22 protein-coding genes are annotated in these 20,538 nt (G+C 74.5%); 6 read left to right on the forward strand and 16 right to left on the reverse strand.

Going from position 1 to position 20,538, the window contains the following annotated elements:
- Positions 1 to 16: 16 nt before the first annotated feature.
- The 5 genes from ACY34I_RS09915 to ACY34I_RS09935 all read right to left on the reverse strand — a co-directional run bounded on the left by ACY34I_RS09915 (position 17) and on the right by ACY34I_RS09935 (position 4,385).
- Entirely contained in the window at positions 17 to 1,270 is a 1,254-nt protein-coding gene (locus ACY34I_RS09915) for an outer membrane protein assembly factor BamB family protein (RefSeq protein ID WP_462754293.1), read from the reverse strand.
- 109 nt (positions 1,271 to 1,379) lie between these two features.
- Positions 1,380 to 1,862 (reverse strand): SRPBCC family protein, encoded by a 483-nt coding sequence (locus ACY34I_RS09920; RefSeq protein ID WP_462754294.1) that lies wholly within the window; start codon positions 1,860 to 1,862, stop codon positions 1,380 to 1,382.
- Between the two features lie 112 nt (positions 1,863 to 1,974).
- Positions 1,975 to 2,184 (reverse strand): DUF397 domain-containing protein, encoded by a 210-nt coding sequence (locus ACY34I_RS09925; protein WP_462754295.1) that lies wholly within the window; start codon positions 2,182 to 2,184, stop codon positions 1,975 to 1,977.
- A 138-nt stretch (positions 2,185 to 2,322) separates the two neighbouring features.
- Complete coding sequence (gene fahA, locus ACY34I_RS09930; protein WP_462754296.1) at positions 2,323 to 3,522, reverse strand: fumarylacetoacetase; 1,200 nt, start codon at positions 3,520 to 3,522, stop codon at positions 2,323 to 2,325.
- The gene (locus ACY34I_RS09935; protein ID WP_462754297.1) at positions 3,519 to 4,385 is read right to left on the reverse strand and encodes a hypothetical protein; all 867 of its coding nucleotides are present in this window, start codon (positions 4,383 to 4,385) and stop codon (positions 3,519 to 3,521) included. The genes fahA and ACY34I_RS09935 overlap by 4 nt, the downstream gene beginning before the upstream one ends.
- Positions 4,386 to 4,479: 94 nt before the next feature.
- Between ACY34I_RS09935 and ACY34I_RS09940 the strand changes: the two genes are divergently transcribed.
- Positions 4,480 to 5,646, forward strand: coding sequence for a homogentisate 1,2-dioxygenase domain-containing protein (locus ACY34I_RS09940; RefSeq protein ID WP_462754298.1), 1,167 nt, complete (start codon positions 4,480 to 4,482; stop codon positions 5,644 to 5,646).
- Positions 5,647 to 5,844: 198 nt separating this feature from the next.
- Here the strand turns inward: ACY34I_RS09940 and ACY34I_RS09945 are convergent, their stop codons facing one another.
- The 4 genes from ACY34I_RS09945 to ACY34I_RS09960 form a co-directional block, all read right to left on the reverse strand.
- Positions 5,845 to 6,870: a tetratricopeptide repeat protein gene (locus ACY34I_RS09945; protein WP_462754299.1), complete on the reverse strand. Its 1,026-nt coding sequence runs from the start codon at positions 6,868 to 6,870 to the stop codon at positions 5,845 to 5,847.
- A 38-nt stretch (positions 6,871 to 6,908) separates the two neighbouring features.
- Entirely contained in the window at positions 6,909 to 7,391 is a 483-nt protein-coding gene (gene ispF, locus ACY34I_RS09950) for a 2-C-methyl-D-erythritol 2,4-cyclodiphosphate synthase (RefSeq protein ID WP_462754300.1), read from the reverse strand.
- 235 nt (positions 7,392 to 7,626) lie between these two features.
- Positions 7,627 to 8,328 (reverse strand): 2-C-methyl-D-erythritol 4-phosphate cytidylyltransferase, encoded by a 702-nt coding sequence (gene ispD, locus ACY34I_RS09955; protein ID WP_462754301.1) that lies wholly within the window; start codon positions 8,326 to 8,328, stop codon positions 7,627 to 7,629.
- 54 nt (positions 8,329 to 8,382) lie between these two features.
- A complete protein-coding gene (locus ACY34I_RS09960; protein WP_007073334.1) occupies positions 8,383 to 8,868 on the reverse strand; it encodes a CarD family transcriptional regulator in 486 nt (161 codons plus the stop codon).
- Positions 8,869 to 9,196: 328 nt separating this feature from the next.
- On the opposite strand from ACY34I_RS09960, the gene ACY34I_RS09965 reads away from it, so the two are divergent.
- Positions 9,197 to 9,919, forward strand: coding sequence for a hypothetical protein (locus ACY34I_RS09965; RefSeq protein WP_462754302.1), 723 nt, complete (start codon positions 9,197 to 9,199; stop codon positions 9,917 to 9,919).
- Positions 9,920 to 9,927: 8 nt separating this feature from the next.
- On the opposite strand, the gene ACY34I_RS09970 is transcribed toward ACY34I_RS09965, so the two are convergent.
- The 4 genes from ACY34I_RS09970 to ACY34I_RS09985 all read right to left on the reverse strand — a co-directional run bounded on the left by ACY34I_RS09970 (position 9,928) and on the right by ACY34I_RS09985 (position 13,791).
- The gene (locus ACY34I_RS09970) at positions 9,928 to 10,542 is read right to left on the reverse strand and encodes a hypothetical protein (RefSeq protein WP_462754303.1); all 615 of its coding nucleotides are present in this window, start codon (positions 10,540 to 10,542) and stop codon (positions 9,928 to 9,930) included.
- A 53-nt stretch (positions 10,543 to 10,595) separates the two neighbouring features.
- The gene (locus ACY34I_RS09975) at positions 10,596 to 11,645 is read right to left on the reverse strand and encodes a type III polyketide synthase (protein ID WP_462754304.1); all 1,050 of its coding nucleotides are present in this window, start codon (positions 11,643 to 11,645) and stop codon (positions 10,596 to 10,598) included.
- A gap of 175 nt (positions 11,646 to 11,820) precedes the next feature.
- Positions 11,821 to 12,987: an acyl-CoA dehydrogenase family protein gene (locus tag ACY34I_RS09980; RefSeq protein WP_462754305.1), complete on the reverse strand. Its 1,167-nt coding sequence runs from the start codon at positions 12,985 to 12,987 to the stop codon at positions 11,821 to 11,823.
- Positions 12,988 to 13,029: 42 nt separating this feature from the next.
- On the reverse strand, positions 13,030 to 13,791 hold the full coding sequence (locus ACY34I_RS09985) for a methyltransferase domain-containing protein (RefSeq protein WP_462754306.1): 762 nt from the start codon (positions 13,789 to 13,791) through the stop codon (positions 13,030 to 13,032).
- A gap of 45 nt (positions 13,792 to 13,836) precedes the next feature.
- Between ACY34I_RS09985 and ACY34I_RS09990 the strand changes: the two genes are divergently transcribed.
- From ACY34I_RS09990 to disA, 4 genes are all read left to right on the forward strand, one after another.
- On the forward strand, positions 13,837 to 14,676 hold the full coding sequence (locus tag ACY34I_RS09990) for a UbiA family prenyltransferase (protein ID WP_462754372.1): 840 nt from the start codon (positions 13,837 to 13,839) through the stop codon (positions 14,674 to 14,676).
- A gap of 141 nt (positions 14,677 to 14,817) precedes the next feature.
- Positions 14,818 to 15,576: a hypothetical protein gene (locus ACY34I_RS09995; RefSeq protein WP_462754307.1), complete on the forward strand. Its 759-nt coding sequence runs from the start codon at positions 14,818 to 14,820 to the stop codon at positions 15,574 to 15,576.
- Positions 15,577 to 15,679: 103 nt separating this feature from the next.
- A complete protein-coding gene (gene radA, locus ACY34I_RS10000) occupies positions 15,680 to 17,137 on the forward strand; it encodes a DNA repair protein RadA (RefSeq protein ID WP_462754308.1) in 1,458 nt (485 codons plus the stop codon).
- 142 nt (positions 17,138 to 17,279) lie between these two features.
- Complete coding sequence (gene disA, locus ACY34I_RS10005) at positions 17,280 to 18,461, forward strand: DNA integrity scanning diadenylate cyclase DisA (RefSeq protein ID WP_148793158.1); 1,182 nt, start codon at positions 17,280 to 17,282, stop codon at positions 18,459 to 18,461.
- Positions 18,462 to 18,495: 34 nt separating this feature from the next.
- On the opposite strand, the gene ACY34I_RS10010 is transcribed toward disA, so the two are convergent.
- The 3 genes from ACY34I_RS10010 to ACY34I_RS10020 form a co-directional block, all read right to left on the reverse strand.
- Positions 18,496 to 19,203, reverse strand: a complete 708-nt coding sequence (locus ACY34I_RS10010) for a hypothetical protein (RefSeq protein WP_462754309.1) — start codon at positions 19,201 to 19,203, stop codon at positions 18,496 to 18,498.
- 203 nt (positions 19,204 to 19,406) lie between these two features.
- The gene (locus ACY34I_RS10015; protein WP_462754310.1) at positions 19,407 to 19,967 is read right to left on the reverse strand and encodes a peptide deformylase; all 561 of its coding nucleotides are present in this window, start codon (positions 19,965 to 19,967) and stop codon (positions 19,407 to 19,409) included.
- Positions 19,964 to 20,476 (reverse strand): glycine cleavage system transcriptional repressor, encoded by a 513-nt coding sequence (locus ACY34I_RS10020; RefSeq protein ID WP_357439579.1) that lies wholly within the window; start codon positions 20,474 to 20,476, stop codon positions 19,964 to 19,966. Before ACY34I_RS10020 ends, ACY34I_RS10015 begins: the two co-directional genes overlap by 4 nt.
- Positions 20,477 to 20,538 lie beyond the last annotated feature (62 nt).

Below are 20,538 nucleotides of genomic sequence, written 5' to 3' on the forward strand. Positions count from 1 at the left end.
CACAGCTGGCGGGGCGTCAGCTCGCGGCGAGCAGCACCGCCTCCGGCATCAGGAAGTACGCCTGGTCGTCGTCGTCCGGGCCGGCCCGCTCCCGGACCCGCTCCACGGCCACGTAGCCGTCCCCCGCGTACGCCCGGCCGGGCACCCAGCCGGTCCCGTCCCGGCCGATGTCCATCGGGAAGCGGGACCGCTCGGCCCCGGTGGCCGGGTCCAGGGTGACCAGATCGTTCCGCTCGGTCAGCAGGTGCACCCGGCCGGGCTGGACCGCGAGGATCCGTACCGGCCCGAGGTCGGGGCGCCGCCACAGCTCCGCGCCGGTGCGGGCCGACCGGCCGGTGAGCACTCCCCCGTGCACGCCGACCACAAGCTCGTCGGCGAGTTCGGCGCCCGGCCCGTCGAGGGCGGGCGCGGCGGCCGGCTCGCCCGCACCGATCAGCCAGCCCCGGCCGGCGTCGTCCCCCGGGCCGGCGGTGCGCAGCCCTCGGCACTCCGAGCGGACGTTCCGGCAGCCCACCAGGGTCACCGTCAGCTCCGGCGGGCCGCCGGGCGGCTGCCAGCGGGTGCGTACCTGGCCGGTGGCGGCGTCCCGGAACTCGACCGTCGCCGGTCCGGCGCAGGCGTCCACCGCGAGCAGCTCGCCGGCCGCGGTGGTGCCGACATCGGTACGGCAGTCGTCCCCGACGTCGGCCCGCCAGAGCTGCCGGCCGTCCGCCAGCGCGTACCCGGCGACCCGGCCCGGACCGGCCGCGACCAGCACCCGCCGGCCGTCGGCGGTAGCGGTGACGTGCAGGCCCGCCGGGTCCCAGACGGTCGAGGCGTAGGTCCGGCGGGGCTTGGCCACCGGCCCCGGCGCGGGCCCGTCGGCCCGCCAGGCGACCCGCCCGGTACGCGCGTCGAGCGCCACGAGGAGCCCGTCCGACCAGCGGCTGACCACGGTGGTGTCGTCGGCGAGCACCCCGACGAGCTGCGCCGGCCAGCGGCGGTACGACCAGAACGGGGTCACCCGGTGCCGCCCGTCGACCGGCTGGTCGGCGTACACCTGGCGGGCGCCGGCGTAGACGCGGAGCCGGCCGTCCACGACCAGCGGCGCCACCGGCAGCCGGCCGATCACCCCGGCCTGCGGGGTCGGCGCCGCCGGGTACGCGCCCCGGGCGACCGTCTCGACCTCGGCGGGCGCGAGCACCCGGTAGATCACGGTGGCCGCCGCGCCGACGCCCAGCACCGCCGCGAGCGCCAGGATGATCCACCGCCGCCCCACGGGCCACCTCATGCCGCACCTCCGCGAGGCACCCTACCCACCGAACGGCGTCAGGTCCCAGCGGCGGGCCGCCGGGCCCAGCTGGAGCCCTCGGGGCTCGGTGAGGTGGGGCCGGGTCGGCTCAGGCGGCCTCTGCGGAGCGGGTGGGCTCGACGGCCAGCGCCAGGTCGGCGAGGTCCCGCCGGAGGGCGCCCTCCACCGCACGGGCGGCCAGGCCGCCGAGGATCAGGGCCAGCATCCGCCCGTACCGGGCGGTCGGCTCGGCCTCCTGCTCGACGGTGACCTCGGTGCAGCCGCGACGCCGGCGCTCGACCGTCCGCAGCCTCCAGGTGATCCGGTAGTCCGCGCCGGCGCCCCGCGAGCTGAGCACCAGCCGTTCCGGGGCGACCATCTCGACCACCACGAACTCCTCCGGCACCTCGGCGCCGTCCGGCCGGAGCCGGGTCTCCCGCCAGGCGGTGCCGGGCCGGAAGTCGCCGGGGGTGAGGACGTCGACCGCGCCGACGGCGGACAGCCACCGGGCCCGGGCGGGGAGATCGGTGAGGAGCCGCCAGACGTCGACGTCCTGCGCTTCGATGAATGCGGTAACTGTCACCGTCGACATGGCACCTCCCGTGTTGTCCACGGTACGGCGCGTGAACCCGAAACGGGGAGCCCGCGGTGACATTTCCACCACCGGCGCCCCGCCCGGGCACCGGGCGTGCGGCGACCGAGGGTCAGCGGCGGAAGGCGTCGGCCCGGATCGCGGTGACGAACGCCGTCCAGCCCGACGGGCTGACCACCAGCGTCGGCCCGCTCCGATCCTTCGCGTCGCGTACCCCCACCACGCCGTACACGGCGGCCACGTTGGTCGCCACCTCGACACAGAGGCCCTGATCGTTGGAGCGGCTGCTGGTGCGCCAGACGGCGCCGGTCAGCTCGGGCATCCTCGTTCCCTCCTGTTCCACGCGGGTGCGCCCCGGCCCGCACCACCGGGGCGTACCGGATCCGGGACGATCAACGCGGGACGCAACGGCCCCGGTCGCACAGCGGGTGCGACCGGGGCCGGAGGGTGAAGCCGCTGCTCAGCGGGGCGGGAGGATGGTGCCGGTGACCTCGCCGAGGGCGATGGTGGTGCCGTTCGGGCCGGGGGCCGTGGCGGTGACGGTGACGGTGTCGCCGTCCTCCAGGAAGGTGCGGGTGGTGCCGTCGGCGAACTTGACCGGCTCGCTCCCACCCCAGGTCAGCTCCAGGAACGAACCGACCTGGCCGCGCTCCGGCCCGGAGACGGTGCCGGAGGCGTAGAGGTCGCCGGTACGCAGCGACGCCCCGTTGACCGTGATGTGGGCGAGCTGCTGGGCCGGCGTCCAGTACATGGTGGCGAAGGGCGGCTCGCTGACCCGCTCGCCGTTCCACTCCACCGACAGGGCCAGGTCCAGCCCGAGGTGGGGCGTGTCCCGCAGGTAGTCCTGCACCGGCGGGTCCTGGTCGGGGGCGGGCACGAAGGCGTCGGCCAGCGCGTCCAGCGGGGTCACCCAGGCGGAGACCGAGGTGGCGAAGGACTTGCCCAGGAACGGGCCGAGCGGCTGATATTCCCAGGCCTGGATGTCGCGGGCGGACCAGTCGTTGACCAGCACCACACCGAAGACGTGGTCGGCGAAGTCCGCCACCGGGACCCGGTCGCCGAGCCGGCTCGGCAGGCCGACCACGAAACCGACCTCGGCCTCGATGTCCAGGCGTACGGAGGCACCGGTGGTCGGGCCCTGCGCGGTGGCCCGCTGCCCGGTGGGACGGACCACCGGGGTGCCGGAGACCACCACCGTGCCGGCCCGGCCGTGGTAGCCGATCGGCACGTGCTTCCAGTTGGGCAGCAGCGGCGGCTGGCCCGGCCGGAAGATCTGCCCGATGTTGGCCGCGTGGTGCTCGGACGAGTAGAAGTCGACGTAGTCGGCCACCTCGAAGGGGAGCAGCAGCTCCACCTCGCGCAGCGGCACCAGCAGCGGCTCCACCGCCGGCCGGTGCCCGGCGTCGGTGAGCAGCTCGGTGACCCGCTGCCGGACGGCGCTCCACTGCGGGCGGCCGAGCGCCATGAACTCGTTCAGCGTGGGCCGGCCCAGCGCCCCGGCCGCCAGCACCAGGCCGGCGGCCTCCGCGCCGGCCAGGTCCAGCACGAAGTCGCCGATGCGTACGCCGATCCGCGGCTCGCGATCGCCGTGCCGGAACACCCCGTACGGCAGATTGGTCACCCCGTACGGCGAACCGTCGGCACCCGTCACCCAGGTCATTCCTCGAAGCCCCCGTTCACCAGCCCCAGCCGGATCAGATCGGTCAGTGGTTCCTCGATGCTGCACGAGCCGTACCCCACCCAGAGCGGGCGCTCGGTGTCCCGGCGCGCCCGGACCAGCTCGACCACGCGTACCGGGTCGGTGGCGGCGAGCAGCTCGGCGACCGCGTCCACCTCGCCGCCGGCGGTGGCGGCGAGGGTCGCGGCGAGCACGTTGACGAAGCCGTGGTGGGTGAAGCCGGTCTCCGGGTCCCGGTGGCGGATCGCGTGGTGCAGCCCGGCGGTCAGCTTGAACGGCAGCTGCCGATCCCGGCAGGCGCAGATCACCGCGGCCAGCTCGACCGGGGTGGGAAAGAGTTCGGCGGCCAGCCCGCCGGTGCGGAACTTGGCGGCGACCGGCAGCCCGCCGGCCCGCGCCTCGGCGAGCGCGTCTAGGGCACCCAGCAGCCCGAAGGTCAGCGGGATCTCGGCGTAGACCGGCGTGCCGTCGAGCCGCTCGGCGAGCTTCAGCAGCTCGGTCAGCCCGGGCTGCGGGTCCTCGCCCCGCTTGGCGACCGGCACCTCGATCTGCCGGGCGGTGACCCGGTCCGGTGCCAGAAACGACAACGCCGACGGCACCCCCTCGACGCCGGTGTCGCCGATGAGCCCGATGACGAACCCCTCCGCAGGATCGACCAGCCCGCTGAGTTCACCGGCGGTGACGGCGGAGGCGGGCAGCAGGAGCGGGCCGACGAGGTCGGCGTACCAGGCGGTGCGATGCCGCCGGTGGGCGACCACCGCGTCCGGCAGCGTGGCGCTGCCGGGCGGGAAGACCGCGGCGTCGTCGACCAGGCCGGAGAAGAGGCGGGGCACCTGCGTTGACACGAGACAAGAATGTACGGGACGCTACGGTGAACGGACAACCGCGTCCGATTATCGGACGCCCCCGGCCGGAGAACGGGACATATCGGGAGGCGAGATGCCGTACTACCGCAGGGTCGGCGAGGTGCCCCGCAAGCGCCACACCCAGTTCCGTCAGCCCGACGGCAGCCTCTACGCGGAGGAGCTGGTCGGCCAGGAGGGCTTCTCCTCCGACTCGTCGCTGCTCTACCACCGGCACGCGCCGACCGCGATCGTCGCCGCCGAGGAGTTCACCCCGCCCGCCGTCACCCGGGTGCCCAACCTGCCGCTCAAACCGCGCCACCTGCGTACCCACAAGCTCGACGGGACCGGGGCCGACCCGGTGCTCGGCCGGCAGTACCTGCTCGCCAACGACGACGTACGGATCGCGTACGTGCTCGCCGACCGGCCGTCCCCGCTGTTCCGGGACGCCACCGGCGACCACTGCCTCTACCTGGAGTCCGGGTCGATGCGGGTCGAGTCGCCGTTCGGTGTGCTGGACGCGGTGGCCGGCGACTACGTCATCATCCCCACCTCGACCATCCACCGGCTCGTGCCCACCGGCGACGAGCCGACCCGGCTGCTCGCCATCGAAGCGGCCGGCCACATCGGCCCGCCCAAGCGCTACCTCTCCGTACGCGGACAGTTCCTGGAGCACTCGCCGTACTGCGAGCGGGACGTCCGGGGGCCGGACGCGCCGCTGCTGGTGGACGACGAGGACGTCGAGGTGCTGGTCCGGCACCGTCGGGGCTGGACGAAGTACGGCTACGCCCACCACCCGTTCGACGTGGTCGGCTGGGACGGACACCTGTACCCGTGGGCGTTCTCCATCCACGACTTCGAGCCGATCACCGGCCGGGTGCACCAGCCACCGCCCGTGCACCAGACCTTCCAGGGCCCGAACTTCGTGATCTGCTCGTTCGTGCCGCGCAAGGTGGACTACCACCCGGACGCCATCCCGGTGCCGTACAACCACCACAACGTCGACTCGGACGAGATGCTCTTCTACACCGGCGGCAACTACGAGGCCCGGCGCGGCTCCGGCATCGAGCAGGGCTCAATCTCGCTGCACCCGTCCGGCTTCACCCACGGGCCACAGCCGGGCGCGGCCGAGCGCTCGATCGGGGTGGACTTCTTCGACGAGCTGGCGGTCATGGTGGACACGTTCCGCCCGCTGGACCTCTGCGACGCGGCGTCGGGGTGTGAGGACTCGGGGTACGCCTGGACCTGGGCGCGTCGGGTCTGAGCGCTCCTTGGGTTTCGCCGGAGCCCGACCCACTCCGGGCGGTCAGGCTTGATCCCTCCGTGGGTCGGGCTCCGGCGAAACCTGACGTGGTGCAGCTAGTCACGCTGGTCACCCTTCGCGGTACTGCCCAGCGTTGAGTGACCTGTCGGGGCGCTACCTTGCGTTGAGTGAGCCTGTCGGGGCGCTGCCTTGCGTCGGTTACCTGGGGGTGCGGGTGAGGGCGGCGAATTCGGCGAGCATCGCCACGGTGATGGCGGCGACCAGCGGCCAGGGACCGCCGACCAGCGCGTAGAGGACCAGCAGCAGGGGCGCGGCGGCGACCGCGTAGACCGCCAGGGCGAGGGCGCGGTCGGCGCGCAGCAGCCCGGGCAGGATCGTGTGCAGCAGGCCCGGAATCCGGGCCGCGTACCGCCAGACCACCAGCGCCCCGCCGAGCGCGGCCAGCACCGCGAGCAGCCGGGAGAGACCCGGCGCGCCCGGGGCCAGGAAGGTCACCACCACGGTGGCGACCAGGGACCAGCCGGCGCCGTAGAGCACCAGCCGGCGCAGGCCCGCGGAGATCGTCCGACCGGCGTCCACGCGCGCCGGATCCATCGCCGCCGCCTCCGTCAGGTGCTCCAGCGCCTCCGCGTAGCGGCGCTGTTCCAGCCGGATCACGCCCATGTCGTGCCGCGCCTCGGCCAGCTGCGGGTCGAGCCGCAGCGCCTCCCGGTAGGCCCGCTCGGCCAGGTCGTACAGCTCCAGCCGCACGGAGACCAGGCCGAGCACCAGGTGCGCCTGCGGGGCCTCGGGGGCCAGCTCCACGCCGCGCCAGGCGGCGTTGAGCGCCTGCTGCCCATTGCGTGAGCCGGCCAGGATCGCGGCGGCGCTGCGCTGCGCGTACGGGTCGGTCGGGCCGAGCGCCAGGATCTGGTCCGCGGTGCTCGCGGCGGCCTTCCACCGTTCCAGGTCGACCAGGGCCATCCCGCACGCCACCAGCGGCGGTACGGCCCCCGGGGCGGCGGCCACGGCCGCCTCGGCGGCGTCGAGCGCCTCGCCGGCCCGGTCGGCGGCGAGGTGCACCTGGGCCAGCATGGTGAGCGCCTCGGCGTTGCCCGGGTCTGCCGCGAGCGCCCCGCTGAGTTCCCCGGCGGCCTCGTCGTACCGGCCCAGCTCGGCGAGGAGCTGCGCGCGCTGGAGGTAGCCGTCGGCGGCGGACTGGTCAGGGGCGGCGTCACTCGGCATCCCGGCGAGCGTAGCCGCCCGCGTCCCGCCCCGCCGACCTACTCCGCCGGAGCCTCGTACACCAGGGCGACCGCGATGCCGGTCAGCCCCTCGCCACGGCCGGTAAAGCCGAGGCCGTCGGTGGTGGCGGCGGAGACGGTGACCGGGGCGCCCACCGCCGCGGAGAGCACCCGCTGCGCCTCTTCCCGGCGCGGACCGATCTTCGGCCGGTTGCCGATCACCTGGACGGACACGTTGCCGATCCGGAATCCGGCCGCCCGGACCCGCCGGGAGCTCTCGGTGAGCAGGGCTACGCCGGAGGCACCCGCCCACTCCGGCTGGTCGACGCCGAAGTTCGCCCCCAGGTCGCCGAGGCCGGCGGCGGAGAGCAGCGCGTTGCAGGCGGCGTGCGCCGCCACGTCGGCGTCCGAGTGACCGGCCAGGCCGTCCTGGTCCGGCCAGTGCAGGCCGGCCACCCAGCACGGCCGCCCCGGCGCGAAGGCGTGCACGTCGGTGCCGATGGCCACCCGAGGAACGATCATGCGCCGAGGGTACGCCCGGATCAGTCCAGCCAGCCGGACCGGGCCGCCACGACACCGGCCTGGAACCGGGTACGCACGGCCGGCCAGGTCGTCGCCCCACTTCAGCGGAAGCGCGGCGTGCTCGCCCAGCACGTGGTAGCCGCTGGGCAGCCGGCGCGCTGGAGGTGATGCTGGGGGCGTCCGACTCCGCGGCGGTGACCTGAAGGGTCTCGCCGTGGACATCGCGAAGCTGGCGCTAACCCGCCTGACCGGCTGAGAGCAGGTACTCGGCGAGGGCCAGGTCGAACGGCCGGGTGACCTTGAGGGCGTACTCCGAGCCGGGGACGCAGATCACCGGCACGCCCTGCTTCTCCACCAGGCCGGCGTCGTCGGTGAGCGGGTCGCTGGTCGCCGCGTGGGCGGCGGCCAGCACCGTCCGGCGGAAGCCCTGCGGGGTCTGCACGGCCCGCAGTGCGGACCGGTCGACCGTGCCGAGGACGAGTTCGCCGGTGCCGACCTCCTTGATCGTGTCGACCACGGGGAGCACCGGGATCACCGCGTCGTGCCCGGAGCGGACGGCCGCGGCGACCGACTCGATCAGTGCCGGCGGGGTCAGCGCGCGGGCCGCGTCGTGCACCAGGACGATCTCCGGCCCGGTGGGGACGGCAGCCAGCGCGGCGGCCACGGACGCCTGGCGGTCCGCGCCGCCGGGCACCACGATCACCGGGGCGACCGGCGCGAGCATCGCCCGGACCGGCTCGACGTCGGCGGCCGGGGCGGCCACCACGACGGTGTGCACCGAGGGCGCCGCCGCGATCCGGCGTACCGCGTGCACCAGCAGCGGCTCGCCGGCGAGCGGCCGGAGCGCCTTGGGGGCGCCGGGGCCGAGGCGTACGCCGGCACCGGCCGCAGGAACAAGGACCGCGACGTCACCGCGCGGATTGAGCTGCGCGGTCACGTCGCGGTCCTCGGATTTCTTTGCTACGGGGTGGGTACGACGATGCTGTGGAACTCAGGCCTCGGTCAGCACCTTGTCGAGCAGCGTCTCCGCCTCGTCCTTGGTGCTCTTCTCGGCCAGCGCGACCTCGCCGACGAGAATGTCGCGGGCCTTGGCGAGCATGCGCTTCTCACCCGCGGACAGACCCCGCTCCCGCTCCCGGCGCCACAGGTCGCGGACGACCTCGGCGACCTTCAGCGGGTTGCCGGAGGCCAGCTTCTCCAGATTCGCCTTGTAACGCCGCGACCAGTTGGTCGGCTCCTCGGTGTGCGGTGCGCGGAGCACGTCGAAGACCTTGCCCAGGCCCTCTTCGCCGACCACCTCACGCACACCCACGATCTCGGCGTTCTCAGCGGGCACCCGGACCGTAAGGTCACCCTGCGCGACCCTCAGGACGAGGTACTGCTTGGGCTCGCCCTTGATGACCCGAGTCTCGATTGCCTCGATGAGTGCGGCCCCGTGGTGGGGGTAAACAACGGTCTCGCCGACACTGAAAACCATAGGTTCGAAACCCCTTTCGCTGTGTCTAGGGTAACACGCTCAGGCACCGATGTCTCACCGCTGTCCTGACCGTTGGCGCAGCTCAGGGGCCCTGTGAGAGGTATTTCTTCAGCTTGACAGGCGGTCAAACCGACGCTTTCGACACGCTCCGTGACCAGCGGATGACAACCCGGTGCGGGTGACGGAAGCGTGGATGTCTAGGGCGATGCGCTCCTCCCATGGTAGCCCCGGAATCCGGAGTGCGCCCAGGTGTGGCGGTACGCCGAGCGGTGCGGGAGGCTGGAGGTGGACGCGACGTCCGCTCACCGAGACGGTTCCTGGGGGTCCGATGGGCATGCCTGACGCTGAAGGCCAAGGGCCACCGGACGGGCTGCCCGACCTGCCCCCGGAGTGGGGGCGGGTGGTCATCCCCGATGACGCCTCGGCGCTCGCCCACGAGGCCCGGCAGGTCTGCCGCGAACTGCGCCGCCTCCGCCGGCGAGTGGGCTGGCGCCGCCGGCTCGGCCTCACCCCCCGGCCGGACGGCCGCCCGCCGCTCGGGCTGCCGGTCCTGGTGCTGCTGGTGTCCGTGTTGATCACCCTCACCGGGCTGGCGGCGGTCACCTGGCCCCGCTCGTCACGCTCCGGCGGCAGCCCGACCGTCCTCCCGTACCCGACGGCCACCCCGGTCGCGGTCGGGCCACTCCCCGCGCTCGACCTGGTCGGCGCCGGGGAGTCCCCGGTGCCGCTACGCAGCCTGCTGCCGGCGATGATCGTCCTGGTGGACGCCTGCGCCTGCGCGGAACAGGTCACCCAGGCGGCGGCCGCCGCACCCCCGAGCGTCACCGTGGTCACCGTCACCGAGGGCCGCCGGGTCGAGCCCGCCACCGCACCCGGGGTACGCGCGCTCGCCGACCCGGCCGGCGGGCTGCGCGCCTACGCCCACCTCGCCGCCCGCCCAGGTACGGCCCCCGCGCTGCTGGTGGACCGGGACGGCACCCTGGTGCGGATCGTCCCCGAGCTGGGCGCGGTCGAGCAGTACCGCGACGACCTGGCTCGCATCGCCGGCTGATCGGGCGTTCAGAACAGGGCCACGAGCCGGGCGTCCAGGTCGACCGCGCCGCCGGCGACGGTGAACCGCACCAGCAACGGGCCGCCGGCGGCGTCGATCCGGCGGGCGAGCGGCGTCTCCGCACAGGTCGTGGTCAGTGGCGTGCCGTCCTGGTCCGAGCCGGAGTAGGCCACCGTCAGCGTCCCCGGGCCGCTGCAGGACACCGTGAGCAGGTGGCGCTCGCCGGCCGAGGGGTTGGCCTGCCGGACCAGTGGATCGTCTCCCGGGGCGAGCTGGGACCGCTCCGCCCAGATGGCGTGCGAGCTCAGCATCTCCGCGGCGGCGCCCGGCTCCTGGTGCACGACCAGGCCCGCGTCCGGATCGGCCTCCGGCCCCGGGAGCACCTGCCCGGTCTCCGGGTCGACGGTCACCCGCCTCGCATCCGGGTCGGCGGTCACCCGCCTGGTGTCCGGGTCGGCCAGCCGCACCCCGGGCTCGAGGAAGGCACCCGCCGACGGGCTGGGTGAGGCGCCCGTCTCGCCGAGGGCCGGCGCCGACCGCTGCCACCACCAGCCACCGGCGGCCAGCGCGGCCACCGTCAGCCCGGCCAGCAGCGCACCCCGTACCCGGTCGTCGGCGCCCATCCGGTCAGGGTAGCCGCGCGACCCGGCCGGCACCGTCCCGTGGGACCGGCCGGTCATCCGGTGCGGTCGAGCAGGGCGGCGTACAGGGTCAGGCCCGGTCCGAACGCGAGCATCACGATCCGTTCCGGCGGGGTCTGGGCCCGGCGGAGCCGGTCCAGGATCAGCAGCACCGTGGGGGACGAGCAGTTGCCGTGCTGGTCCAGCGTGGTCCGGGACGCCGCGAGGGCGTCCGGCGGCAGAGCCAGCTCGCGGTCCACCACGTTGAGGATGCGCGGGCCGCCCGGGTGCACCGCCCAGCCGTCCACCTCGGAGACCGTCCGCCCGTGCCGGGCCAGCAGCTCGTCGACCAGCCGCCGGACGTGGCGCGAGAGCACCTGCGGGACCTTCGGCGACAGCCCCATCCGGAAGCCGGTGTCGGTGACGTCCCAGGTCATGTGGTCGGCGGTCGAGGTGTCGGTGACCGAGGCAACTTCCCGCAGCGCGTACCCCCGGCCGCCGGGGACGAGCACGGCGGCGACCGCGGCGTCCGAGAAGAGCGCGTGCGAGACGATCTGCTGGGTGTCCACCCGGACCCCGGCGGGCTGGATGTGCAGGCTGGTCAGCTCGGCGCAGAGCAGCAGCGCCGGGCGGCGCCGGGCGGTGACGAAGTCGCTGGCCGCGCCGAGCCCCGGCAGGGCCGCGTAGCAGCCCATGTGGCCGACGAACATGCGCTGGGTGTCCGGGGCCATGCCCAGATCCCGGGCGAGCAGGATGTCCAGCCCCGGGGTGGCGTACCCGGTGCAGGAGCAGACCAGGAACAGCCCGATGTCACCGGCGTCCAGGCCGGCGGCGGTGAGCGCCCGGCCCACCGCCTCCTTGCCGAGCGGCAACGCCTCGACCTGGTAGCGCCGCATCCGGCGCTCGGTGGGCCACTCGGAGACGTCTTCCAGCAGCGGGTTCACCGCCGCCTGCCGGCGGGACACCCCGGAGTTGGCGAAGATGCGTTCGGCCAGGGCGTGGGTGGTCCCGGAGAAGTGTTTCGCGAAGAAGCCGTCCCAGAGCTCGTCCTGCCCGGTGGCCGGCGGCAACGCCGTACCCACCCCCGCGATCACCGGCACGGCCATGTCGCCCACCTCTCGTTCCCGATCCCACGCTTCACCAACGACCATCTCCCGTTCGCGACTGCGGGGCACGCAAAACCGGCTCACTCCTCGCGCTCACCAACGACCATGTCCCGCTCGCGACTGCGCGGCCGGCTCGCCGCGCTCATCGGCGACCCCGGTGGGCGGCCGTCGACGCTCACCAGCGGGGCGTCGAGCCGTCACGGTCCGGGTCGCCGCCGAGCGCGGCGATGCCGAGCCAGTCGGCGCAGACGTCGGAGGTCGCCGGATGCAGCGAGCCGCACCGGGCGTCCCGGTAGAGCCGCTCCAGCGGGTGACCCCGGCGGGTGGCCGAGGTGCCGGCGGCCTCCAGCATGGACGCCGCCACGTCGGCGGCGGTGGTGCCGGCGAGCAGCTTGGCCCGCCACACCCAGCGGTTGGTCTCCGCGTCGCCGGGCGCCTCGTCGACCCGGCGGGCCGCCTCGGCCACCACCAGCTCCGCCGCCGCGACCGCCGCGTCCGCCCGGCCCAGCCGGGCCCGGACCGCCGGCAGACCGGCGAGGTTACGGGCGTTCAGGTGCTCGGCGGCGGCCTCGATCGCCGCCCGGGCCACCCCCACGTACACGGCGGCGTAGCTGGCCACCAACCAGTGCGGCATGAGCTGGGCGACCACCAGGGCCAGCCCCTCCACCCCACCGAGCAGCCGGTCGGCGGGCACGGTGACGTCCAGGTGCAGGTCGTGCGAGGAGGTGGCGCGCATGCCGAGCGAGTCCCAGGTGGGCTCGACGGTGATCCCCGCGCCGGCCGGGACGAGGAACTGGGAGACCACCCCCTGGTCGGCGGCGCTGCGGGCGGCCACCAGGTAGCCGTCCGGGTGCCCGGCACCGGAGCAGAAGGTCTTGCTGCCCTTGATGTGCCAACCCCCGTCGACCGGCTCGTACACCGTGCTGAGCTGGGACAGTCGGGCACCGGCGCCGCGCTCACTCATCGCCACCGCGTACCAGGCCCCCTCGGCCGCCGCGCGGAGCAGCCGGTCCCGGGCGGCCAGCGCCTCGTCCGGTACGCCGAGCGCCTCGGCCAACTCCTCGGTGACCGCGCCGAGCGCCCCGGTGACCGAGGCGTGCATGTTGAACACCAGCGCGGTGGCGCCGTTGCCCCGGGCCAGCTCGGTGGCGACGGCGGCGTACCCGGCGAAGCTGGCGCCCGCGCCGCCCAGCTCCCGGGGCACCATCAGCCCGAACAGCCCGGCCTCCCGCAGGTCGGCGAAGTCGTCGACCGGAAAGGAGCCGTCCCGGTCGTGGTCCGCCGCGCGGGCGGCCAGTCGCGGCGCCAACCGGCGGGCCGCCTCCAGCGCGTGCACAGTCATGTCGCCCCCTTCTCGGCGTCCCTCTACCCCGGCCGGCCCCGGCTATCCGTGCCGGACCCCCTGGCCCTGGTAGAGCACGGCTCTGGACCAGGTCGGCACGATCCGGGGCGTCCGCCCGGCCGGACGGTCGGTGGCGCCGCTCCGCATCCGGCGCAGCAGCCAGGCCAGCGTCCCACCCAGCTCGGGACGGATCCCGCGCAAGCGCAGCGCCACGCCGTGTCGGGCGCACTCGGCGACCAGCGCGCGGGCGTCCACGAACAACCGTGGATCGTGGATGCCGCGCGGCACGGTGGGCAGCCGTTCGCCGATCTCCACGGCGACCAGCCGGGCCAGCACGGTGTCGTTGAGGGTGTCCAGCACCAGCAGGCCGCCCGGCCGCAGCAGGCGGCACGCCTCGGCCACCGCACGTCGCCAGTCCGGCACGTGCTCCAGCAGCTCGCCGGCGGACACCACGTCGGCGCAGCCGGCCGCGAGCGGGACCGCGGTGGCGTCGGCCCGGACCGCGGTCACCCCGTGCGTGGCAGCCTGGTCGAGGGCGGAGCGGGTGAGGTCCACCCCGATGTGCCGGTAGCCCTTGCCGACCAGGTGCGGGGCGAGCAGTCCGGCACCGCAGCCGAGGTCGACCAGGACGGCGTCCCTCCTGGACGCCGGGGGCACCAGGTCGGCCCGGGCCCGGGCCAGCCAGTGCAGCATCGCGAACGCGCCGTCCGGGCGCCACCACTCGCCGGCCAGGTCGTCGTACTGGCGGGGATCGTTGGGCGGCAGCACCCGGGGCGAGGTGGACACCGCGGGTGCGTCTCGCATGGACAGAGCGTGGCACGACTCCCCGGTAACGACCAGACTTCTCTTATGTCGTCGTCGGTGTTAGGGCTGATCAGGGCGAGCCATCCAGAGCCGGCCGCCGCGGTCACCGTGGTGGCCGGGCTGCTGGCCTGGGGCGTCGGGCACCGGCCGGCCGGGATCGCCGCCGTGGTGCTCACCGTGCTGGCCAGCCAGCTCGCCGTCGGCTGGAGCAACGACCTGATCGACGCCGACCGGGACGCCACGGTGGGACGTACCGACAAGCCGGTGGCCAGCGGACTGGTCGGGCGGCGTACTCTCGCCCGCGCCGCCGTCGCGGCCGCCGTCGCCACCCCGGTGGTGGCGCTGCTCACGGGCGGTGTGGCGGCGCTCTGCGTGACGCTCGGGCTGGTGTCCGGGCTGCTCTACAACTGGCCGCTGAAGTCGACCCCCGTCTCGGTGCTGCCGTACGCGGTCTCCTTCGGCTCACTGCCCGCGTTCGTGGTGCTGGCCCTGCCGGGCGCGCCCACGCCCCCGGTCTGGCTGGTGGCCGCCGCCGCCTGCCTGGGCGCCGGGGCCCACTTCGCCAACGTCCTGCCTGACCTGGCCGACGACGCCCGCACCGGGGTGCGCGGGCTGCCGCACCGGCTCGGCCCGGCGGGCAGCCGGTCGGCCGCCGCCGGGCTGCTCCTCGCGGCCACCGTCGTCCTGGTCGTCGGCCCGCCCGGGCGTCCGTCGTGGGCGGGCCTGTCGGCGGTCGCCGCCGCCGTCCTGGTGCCGGCCCTCGGCTGGTACGGCGGACGGGTCGCGACCCGGCCCGGGGGCCGGCCGGTGGCCGCCTTCCGGGCGGTGATGCTGGTGGCGCTCATCGATGTGGTCCTGCTGGTGGCGAACGGTCGGGTGGTCTGACGGGTCACCGGGAAGGTGGCATGTCCGGGTCGGCGTGCGGGCCTCGATCAGCTACAACTACCCTGGAGCGCGGTCTGCGCGGGTATGGCCACCCCGTGTCCGGCGTACGGCCGGGTGGGGATCGTGACGAGGAGGACCGACGTGACGCGCTCGATCAGGGGTTCCCGGCGGGCGGCCCTGTTGCTGGCTGGTACGGCGGCGGCGACGAGCCTGCTGCTGTCCGGGTGTGGCGCCGGCCAGGTGGCCGAGACCGCCAAGAAGATCCCGTCGGTGCAGGGCGTCGCCGTCCAGACCCCCGACAACCTCTACGCGGTGCGCGGCCTGTACGTGCAGTTCCCGGGCGTCGAAGGCTACCCGGCGGGCGGCAACGCGGCGCTCAACATGGTGATCTACAACGACAGCCGGTCCGCGGTCACCGTTACCGTCACCACCGAGAGCGCCCGCGACGTCGTGCTGAACGGCGGCACCCCGAGCGGCGCCCAGGCGAGCCCGAGCGAGTCGGCCACCGAGCCCATGTCGGCGTCGCCCAGCCCGACCGAGCCGTCGGCCTCCGCCAGCGCCGCCGAGTCGGCCAGCCCGTCGGCCTCGCCGAGCGAGTCGGCCACGCCCACCGAGCCGGCCCGGATCGAGATCCCGGCGCTCGGCTACGCCCAGCTCAACAGCAGCAACGGGCGGTTCCTCCAGCTCGTCGGCCTGAACGACAAGCTGCTCTCCGGCCAGCAGGTCGTCCTGACCTTCGACTTCGGCAATGGCAAGACCATCAAGACCGCCGCCCCGGTCGGCGTCCCGCTGACCCCGGCCGCGCGCCCCTCGCCGGTCGTCCAGCCCCGTGAGGAGGGCGGCGCGGGCCACCCCGGAGGCCTGGAGGAGGGCGGCGCCACGGGCGTCACCCACAGCTGACCGACCCATTCGTCGACGACACCGCCGGTGTGGCCAGCGCCACGCCGGCGGTGTCGTCGTTTCCGGGTGGGCTTTCGTCGTACCGCCCGGTTAGCGTCCTGACGTGAGCACCTCCCGATCGACGTCGTCCCGCACCTCCACCACCGCCGCCGGCCGAAGCCGGGGCGCTGGCCGTGAGCCGCGCCCGGCGTACGAGTGCGACGCCTGCGGCCACCAGCCGCCCAAGTGGGTCGGGCGCTGCCCGGAGTGCGGCGAGTGGGGCTCGGTGGTCGAGTGCACCGTCACCGGCCCGCTGGTCTCCGGCCGGGTGGTCAGCTCCCGGATGCCCGCCGAGCCGGCCCGCCCGATCGCCACCATCAGCGCCGCGCCGGCCCGGGCCCGGCCGACCGGGGTCAGCGAGCTCGACCGGGTGCTCGGTGGTGGCCTCGTGCCCGGCGCGGTGGTGCTGCTCGCCGGCGAGCCGGGGGTGGGCAAGTCGACGCTGCTGCTCGACGTCGCCCAGCAGTGGGCGGCCAACGCCGGCAGCCCGTCCCTGGTGGTCAGCGGCGAGGAGTCGGTCAGCCAGGTGCGGCTGCGCGCCGAGCGGATGGGCACCCTGCACGAGCAGCTCTACCTGGCCGCCGAGAGCGACCTGTCGGCGGTGCTGGGCCATCTCGACGCGGTCAAGCCGGGGCTGCTGGTGCTCGACTCGGTGCAGACCGTCTCGACCACCGGTGCGGAGGGCGTGCCGGGCGGGGTGACCCAGGTCCGGGCGGTCACCGCGGCCCTGGTGGCGGTCGCGAAGGAGCGCGGCATCGCCACCGTGCTGGTCGGCCACGTGACGAAGGACGGTCAGGTCGCCGGCCCCCGGGTGCTGGAGCACCTGGTCGACGTGGTGCTGCACTTCGAGGGCGACAAGCACTCGTCGCTGCGCATGGTCCGGGGGGTGAAGAACCGGTTCGGCGCGGCGGACGAGGTGGGCTGCTTCGAGATGCACGAGGGGGGCATCAGCAGCCTGGCCGACCCGTCCGGGCTCTTCCTGACCCGCTACGCCGAGCCGGTGCCGGGCACCTGCGTCACCGTGGCGATGGAGGGGCGCCGGGCCCTGGTGACCGAGGTGCAGGCACTGATCGGGGCCACCGTCGCCGGCTCGCCCCGGCGCACGGTCTCCGGGCTGGACGGGGCCCGGCTGGCGATGGTGCTGGCGGTGCTCCAGCGGCGGACCGAGCGGCTGACCCTGCACGACCGGGAGGTCTTCGCCGCCACGGTCGGCGGCATCCGGGTGGTCGAGCCGGCGGCCGACCTGGCCGTGGCCCTCGCGGTCGCGTCCGGCGGCCTCAACCTGGCCATCGCCCCGCATCTGGTGGCGATCGGCGAGGTCGGGCTCACCGGCGAGGTACGCCGGGTCGGCGCGGTCCCCCGCCGGCTGGCCGAGGCGGCCCGGCTCGGTTTCCGGCTGGCCCTGGTGCCACCGGGCTGCGGTCCGACCAGCAGCGGGGTGGCCCCGGACAACATGACCGTGATCGAGGTCACGGACGTGCGCGCCGCGCTCCAGGCGGCCGCCCGTGCGTCCGCCGAGTGAACCGTGGGGCGGCGGGGGCGGCACCGGCTGGGCGATTTCGGACAGCGCGCGCATCCGGTCGTCGATCACCGAAGCAGGACATCGTGACACATCACAGTAACCACGAGAGCACCCACCGCAGGGCAGTCCGTAGACTGTGCCCGTGCCGATCGACCGCGATGCCACCAAGCCCGCCGCGGCGACGCCGCACGCCCGCACCGGCGCGGTGGGCTCCCCCGCCCGTCCGATCAACGTGACCGTCACCGGAGGCGTCGGCGCCGGCGGGGATCCGCTGCGCGCCAACCTCGCCCTGATGGCGCCCGGCACCGCGCTGCGCGACGGGCTCGAACGCATCCTGCGCGGCCGCACCGGCGCGCTCATCGTCCTCGGTTACGACAAGATCGTCGAGCAGATCTGCACCGGCGGCTTCCCGCTGGACGTGGAGTTCTCCGCCACCCGGGTCCGGGAGCTGTGCAAGATGGACGGCGCCGTGGTGCTCTCCAGCGACGGCACCCGCATCGTCCGGGCCGCCGTGCACCTGATGCCCGACCCGTCCATCCCCACCGAGGAGTCCGGCACCCGGCACCGCACGGCGGAGCGGGTGGCCCGGCAGACCGGCTACCCGGTCATCTCGGTGAGCCAGTCCATGCGGATCATCAGCCTCTACGTCAACGGTCAGCGGCACGTGCTGGACGACTCGGCGGCCATCCTGTCCCGCGCCAACCAGGCCCTGGCCACCCTGGAGCGCTACAAGCTCCGCCTCGACGAGGTGTCCGGCACCCTCTCCGCCCTGGAGATCGAAGACCTGGTGACCGTACGCGACGCGGTGGCCGTGGTGCAGCGGCTGGAGATGGTTCGCCGGATCGCCGACGAGATCGCCGGATACGTGGTGGAGCTGGGCACCGACGGCCGGCTGCTCGCCCTTCAGCTCGACGAGCTGATGGCCGGCGTGGACGCCGACCGCACCCTGGTCATCCGGGACTACCTCCCGATCGGCCGCAAGTCGCGCACCCTGGACGAGGCGCTGGTCGAGCTGGACCTGCTCGGCGCCACCGAGCTGATCGACCTGGTCTCGGTGGCCAAGGCGATCGGCTACCCGTCCGCCTCCGACGCTCTCGACGCGGCGGTGAGCCCGCGCGGCTTCCGGCTGCTGGCCAAGGTGCCCCGGCTCCCCGCGGCCGTGGTCGACCGGCTGGTGGTGCACTTCGGCAGCCTGCAGCGGCTGCTCGGCGCCACGGTGGAGGACCTGCAGGCGGTCGAGGGGGTGGGCGACGCCCGCGCCCGGGGCGTCCGCGAGGGGCTGTCCCGGCTCGCCGAGGCGTCCATCCTGGAGCGGTACGTCTGAGCCGACCCCGGTCGGCCAGTCAGCTGGCCGCCGGTCAACCGGTGATGGTCAGCTTCACCGGATCGCTGAGCTTGGTGCCCACCCGGGCGAAGACCTGGTAGGTGCCGGGCTGCGCGTAGGGGCCGTCGGCCAGGCCGTTCGCGCACTTCGTGCTGTACCGGCTGTTCCAGCCCAGCTCGTAGAAGCGCTCGAAGTTCGGCGTGAACGACTGCACGTCCGAGCCCTTGCCGGTGCCACACGTGTCCGAGGACCAGACCTTCTCCGCGCCGGCCTTGACGAACAACTCCTGCAGGTCGGCACCGACGTCCCGGCTGCAGGTACGGGTCGACACGTTCTTGATCTTGAGCCGGAGGGTGACCACCGTCTGCTGCTGGGCAGTGGCCGGCACCGCCACCGGGGTGACCTTGATCTCGGAGTCGGCGCAGGTCCCGTCATCGACCACCGGGGCGGCCGGCACATCGTTCGACCCGCCGACGCTCTGCCCGGCGTCCGAGCCGCCGCCAGCGTCGCCCGGGGTCGGGGACGGGCTGTCGGACGTCGGCGTCAGCACCGACCCGGTCGGCTGCGCGGCCGGGGCGGACGCCTTCGACGAGGGATCGACACCCGTCGCGTTGGTCTTCTTCGGGTCCGGACTGGTGCAGGAGTAGAGCAGGACAATCAGGAAGAGAAGCCCCGCTCCGAAGACGACGGCGCGACGCCGCCAGTACACGGCGGGTGGCAGGGGGCCGACCGTCATACGCATAATGCGTTCACCGTAGCGGCGTACCGCGCGCGGCGGGGTGCGACGCGCCGGTGCGGACAGACCGGGCCGAGCAGGCCCTCCACAGTCGACATCCACCGGTCACCGAGCGGCTCCGGGCGGGCGCGCAGCGCCACGCCGACTGGCAGGCGGACGCGGCCAGCGACCGGCTGAGCGAGGTGATGAGCGACGCCGGCCAGCAGGGCTCAGAGATAGACCTTGCGCTGGTAGACGGCGTGCGCCCCGGCGACCCGGTCAAGGAACAGCAGCCCGGCGCAGTGGTCGATCTCGTGCTGGAGCGCCCGCGCCTCGAAGCCGTCCGTCACCAGCCGCACCGGCGCGCCGCTGCCCGGCAGCACCCCCTCGACCACGAGCCGGCTGGCCCGCTTCACGTCACCGGTCAGGTCGGGCACCGACATGCAGCCTTCGCGCCCGGCCTTCCAGCGGGACGCCTCCACCACCTTCGCGTTGCAGAGCACGAAGGTACCGTGCACCGTGACCGCCTTCGGGTGGCCGGTGATGTCCACCGCGAACACCTGGGCACTCACCCCGACCTGCGGCGCGGCGAGACCCACACACCCCGGGGAGACCCGCATGGTGGCGACCAGGTCGGCGGCGAGACGGACCACCTCGGCCGAGGCCGGGTCGACCTCCGGCCCGGGGCGGCTGAGCACCGGGTCGGGCGCGGCGACCACTCGGCGTACCTCGCCGGGCACGCCCAACGCCTCGGGGGTCCAGCCGCCCAGGCCGACGTACTCGGCCGTCACAGCAGGTCCGGGTCCGCCGGCCGGAGGCTGACGCCCACGCCCAGCTCGGCAGCGGTACGGGCGAGCCGGCCGGCCACCTCGTCGGAGCTGCCCGGCGGCAACTCCACCTCGGCGACCACCACGTAGAGGGACCCGGTCAGCCGGGTGCTCAGGTCGGTGACGTTGCCGCCCGCGTCGGCCAGCACCCGGGTCATCGCCGCCACGATGCCCATCCGGTCCGCGCCGTGCACCGCCATCACGTACGGCTCACCGGCCGGCGCGGTCCGCCCGTCGGGGGTGACCGCGCGTACGGTGGCCAGCAGTTGGCCGTCCGCGGCGAGCGGGGCCAGCGCGGCCTCGACCTCGGCGGCGGCCGGGCCCACGCAGATCAGAGTCATCGCGAAGTGCCCCCGCAACCGGGTCATCGTGGAGTCGGTGAGGTTCGCGCCGAGCCGCGCGAGGGCCTCGGCGACGTCGGCCACGATGCCCGGCCGGTCCCGGCCGATGACGGTGATCGCGAGCTCGTTCATCCGGACATTCTGCCCCGTCGGCCCTGGTCGGCCGCGTGGGCCCGGCCAGCCCGCCCATCCTG

This window comes from Micromonospora sp. RTBAU3-60 (assembly GCF_054963695.1).

Bases quoted from the DNA above. Each gene is read 5' to 3' on its own strand.
- ispF (WP_462754300.1), bottom strand. From the start codon at position 7,391: ATGATCGTTCCTCGGGTGGCCATCGGCACCGACGTGCACGCCTTCGCG.
- ACY34I_RS09965 (WP_462754302.1), top strand. From the start codon at position 9,197: ATGGGCATGCCTGACGCTGAAGGCCAAGGGCCACCGGACGGGCTGCCC.
- ACY34I_RS09945 (WP_462754299.1), bottom strand. From the start codon at position 6,870: ATGCCGAGTGACGCCGCCCCTGACCAGTCCGCCGCCGACGGCTACCTC.
- ACY34I_RS09960 (WP_007073334.1), bottom strand. From the start codon at position 8,868: ATGGTTTTCAGTGTCGGCGAGACCGTTGTTTACCCCCACCACGGGGCC.
- ACY34I_RS09940 (WP_462754298.1), top strand. From the start codon at position 4,480: ATGCCGTACTACCGCAGGGTCGGCGAGGTGCCCCGCAAGCGCCACACC.
- ACY34I_RS09925 (WP_462754295.1), bottom strand. From the start codon at position 2,184: ATGCCCGAGCTGACCGGCGCCGTCTGGCGCACCAGCAGCCGCTCCAAC.
- ACY34I_RS09980 (WP_462754305.1), bottom strand. From the start codon at position 12,987: ATGACTGTGCACGCGCTGGAGGCGGCCCGCCGGTTGGCGCCGCGACTG.
- ACY34I_RS09975 (WP_462754304.1), bottom strand. From the start codon at position 11,645: ATGGCCGTGCCGGTGATCGCGGGGGTGGGTACGGCGTTGCCGCCGGCC.
- ACY34I_RS09970 (WP_462754303.1), bottom strand. From the start codon at position 10,542: ATGGGCGCCGACGACCGGGTACGGGGTGCGCTGCTGGCCGGGCTGACG.
- ACY34I_RS10020 (WP_357439579.1), bottom strand. From the start codon at position 20,476: ATGAACGAGCTCGCGATCACCGTCATCGGCCGGGACCGGCCGGGCATC.
- ACY34I_RS09985 (WP_462754306.1), bottom strand. From the start codon at position 13,791: ATGCGAGACGCACCCGCGGTGTCCACCTCGCCCCGGGTGCTGCCGCCC.
- ACY34I_RS09990 (WP_462754372.1), top strand. From the start codon at position 13,837: ATGTCGTCGTCGGTGTTAGGGCTGATCAGGGCGAGCCATCCAGAGCCG.
- ACY34I_RS09915 (WP_462754293.1), bottom strand. From the start codon at position 1,270: ATGAGGTGGCCCGTGGGGCGGCGGTGGATCATCCTGGCGCTCGCGGCG.
- ACY34I_RS10010 (WP_462754309.1), bottom strand. From the start codon at position 19,203: ATGCGTATGACGGTCGGCCCCCTGCCACCCGCCGTGTACTGGCGGCGT.
- ACY34I_RS09920 (WP_462754294.1), bottom strand. From the start codon at position 1,862: ATGTCGACGGTGACAGTTACCGCATTCATCGAAGCGCAGGACGTCGAC.
- fahA (WP_462754296.1), bottom strand. From the start codon at position 3,522: ATGACCTGGGTGACGGGTGCCGACGGTTCGCCGTACGGGGTGACCAAT.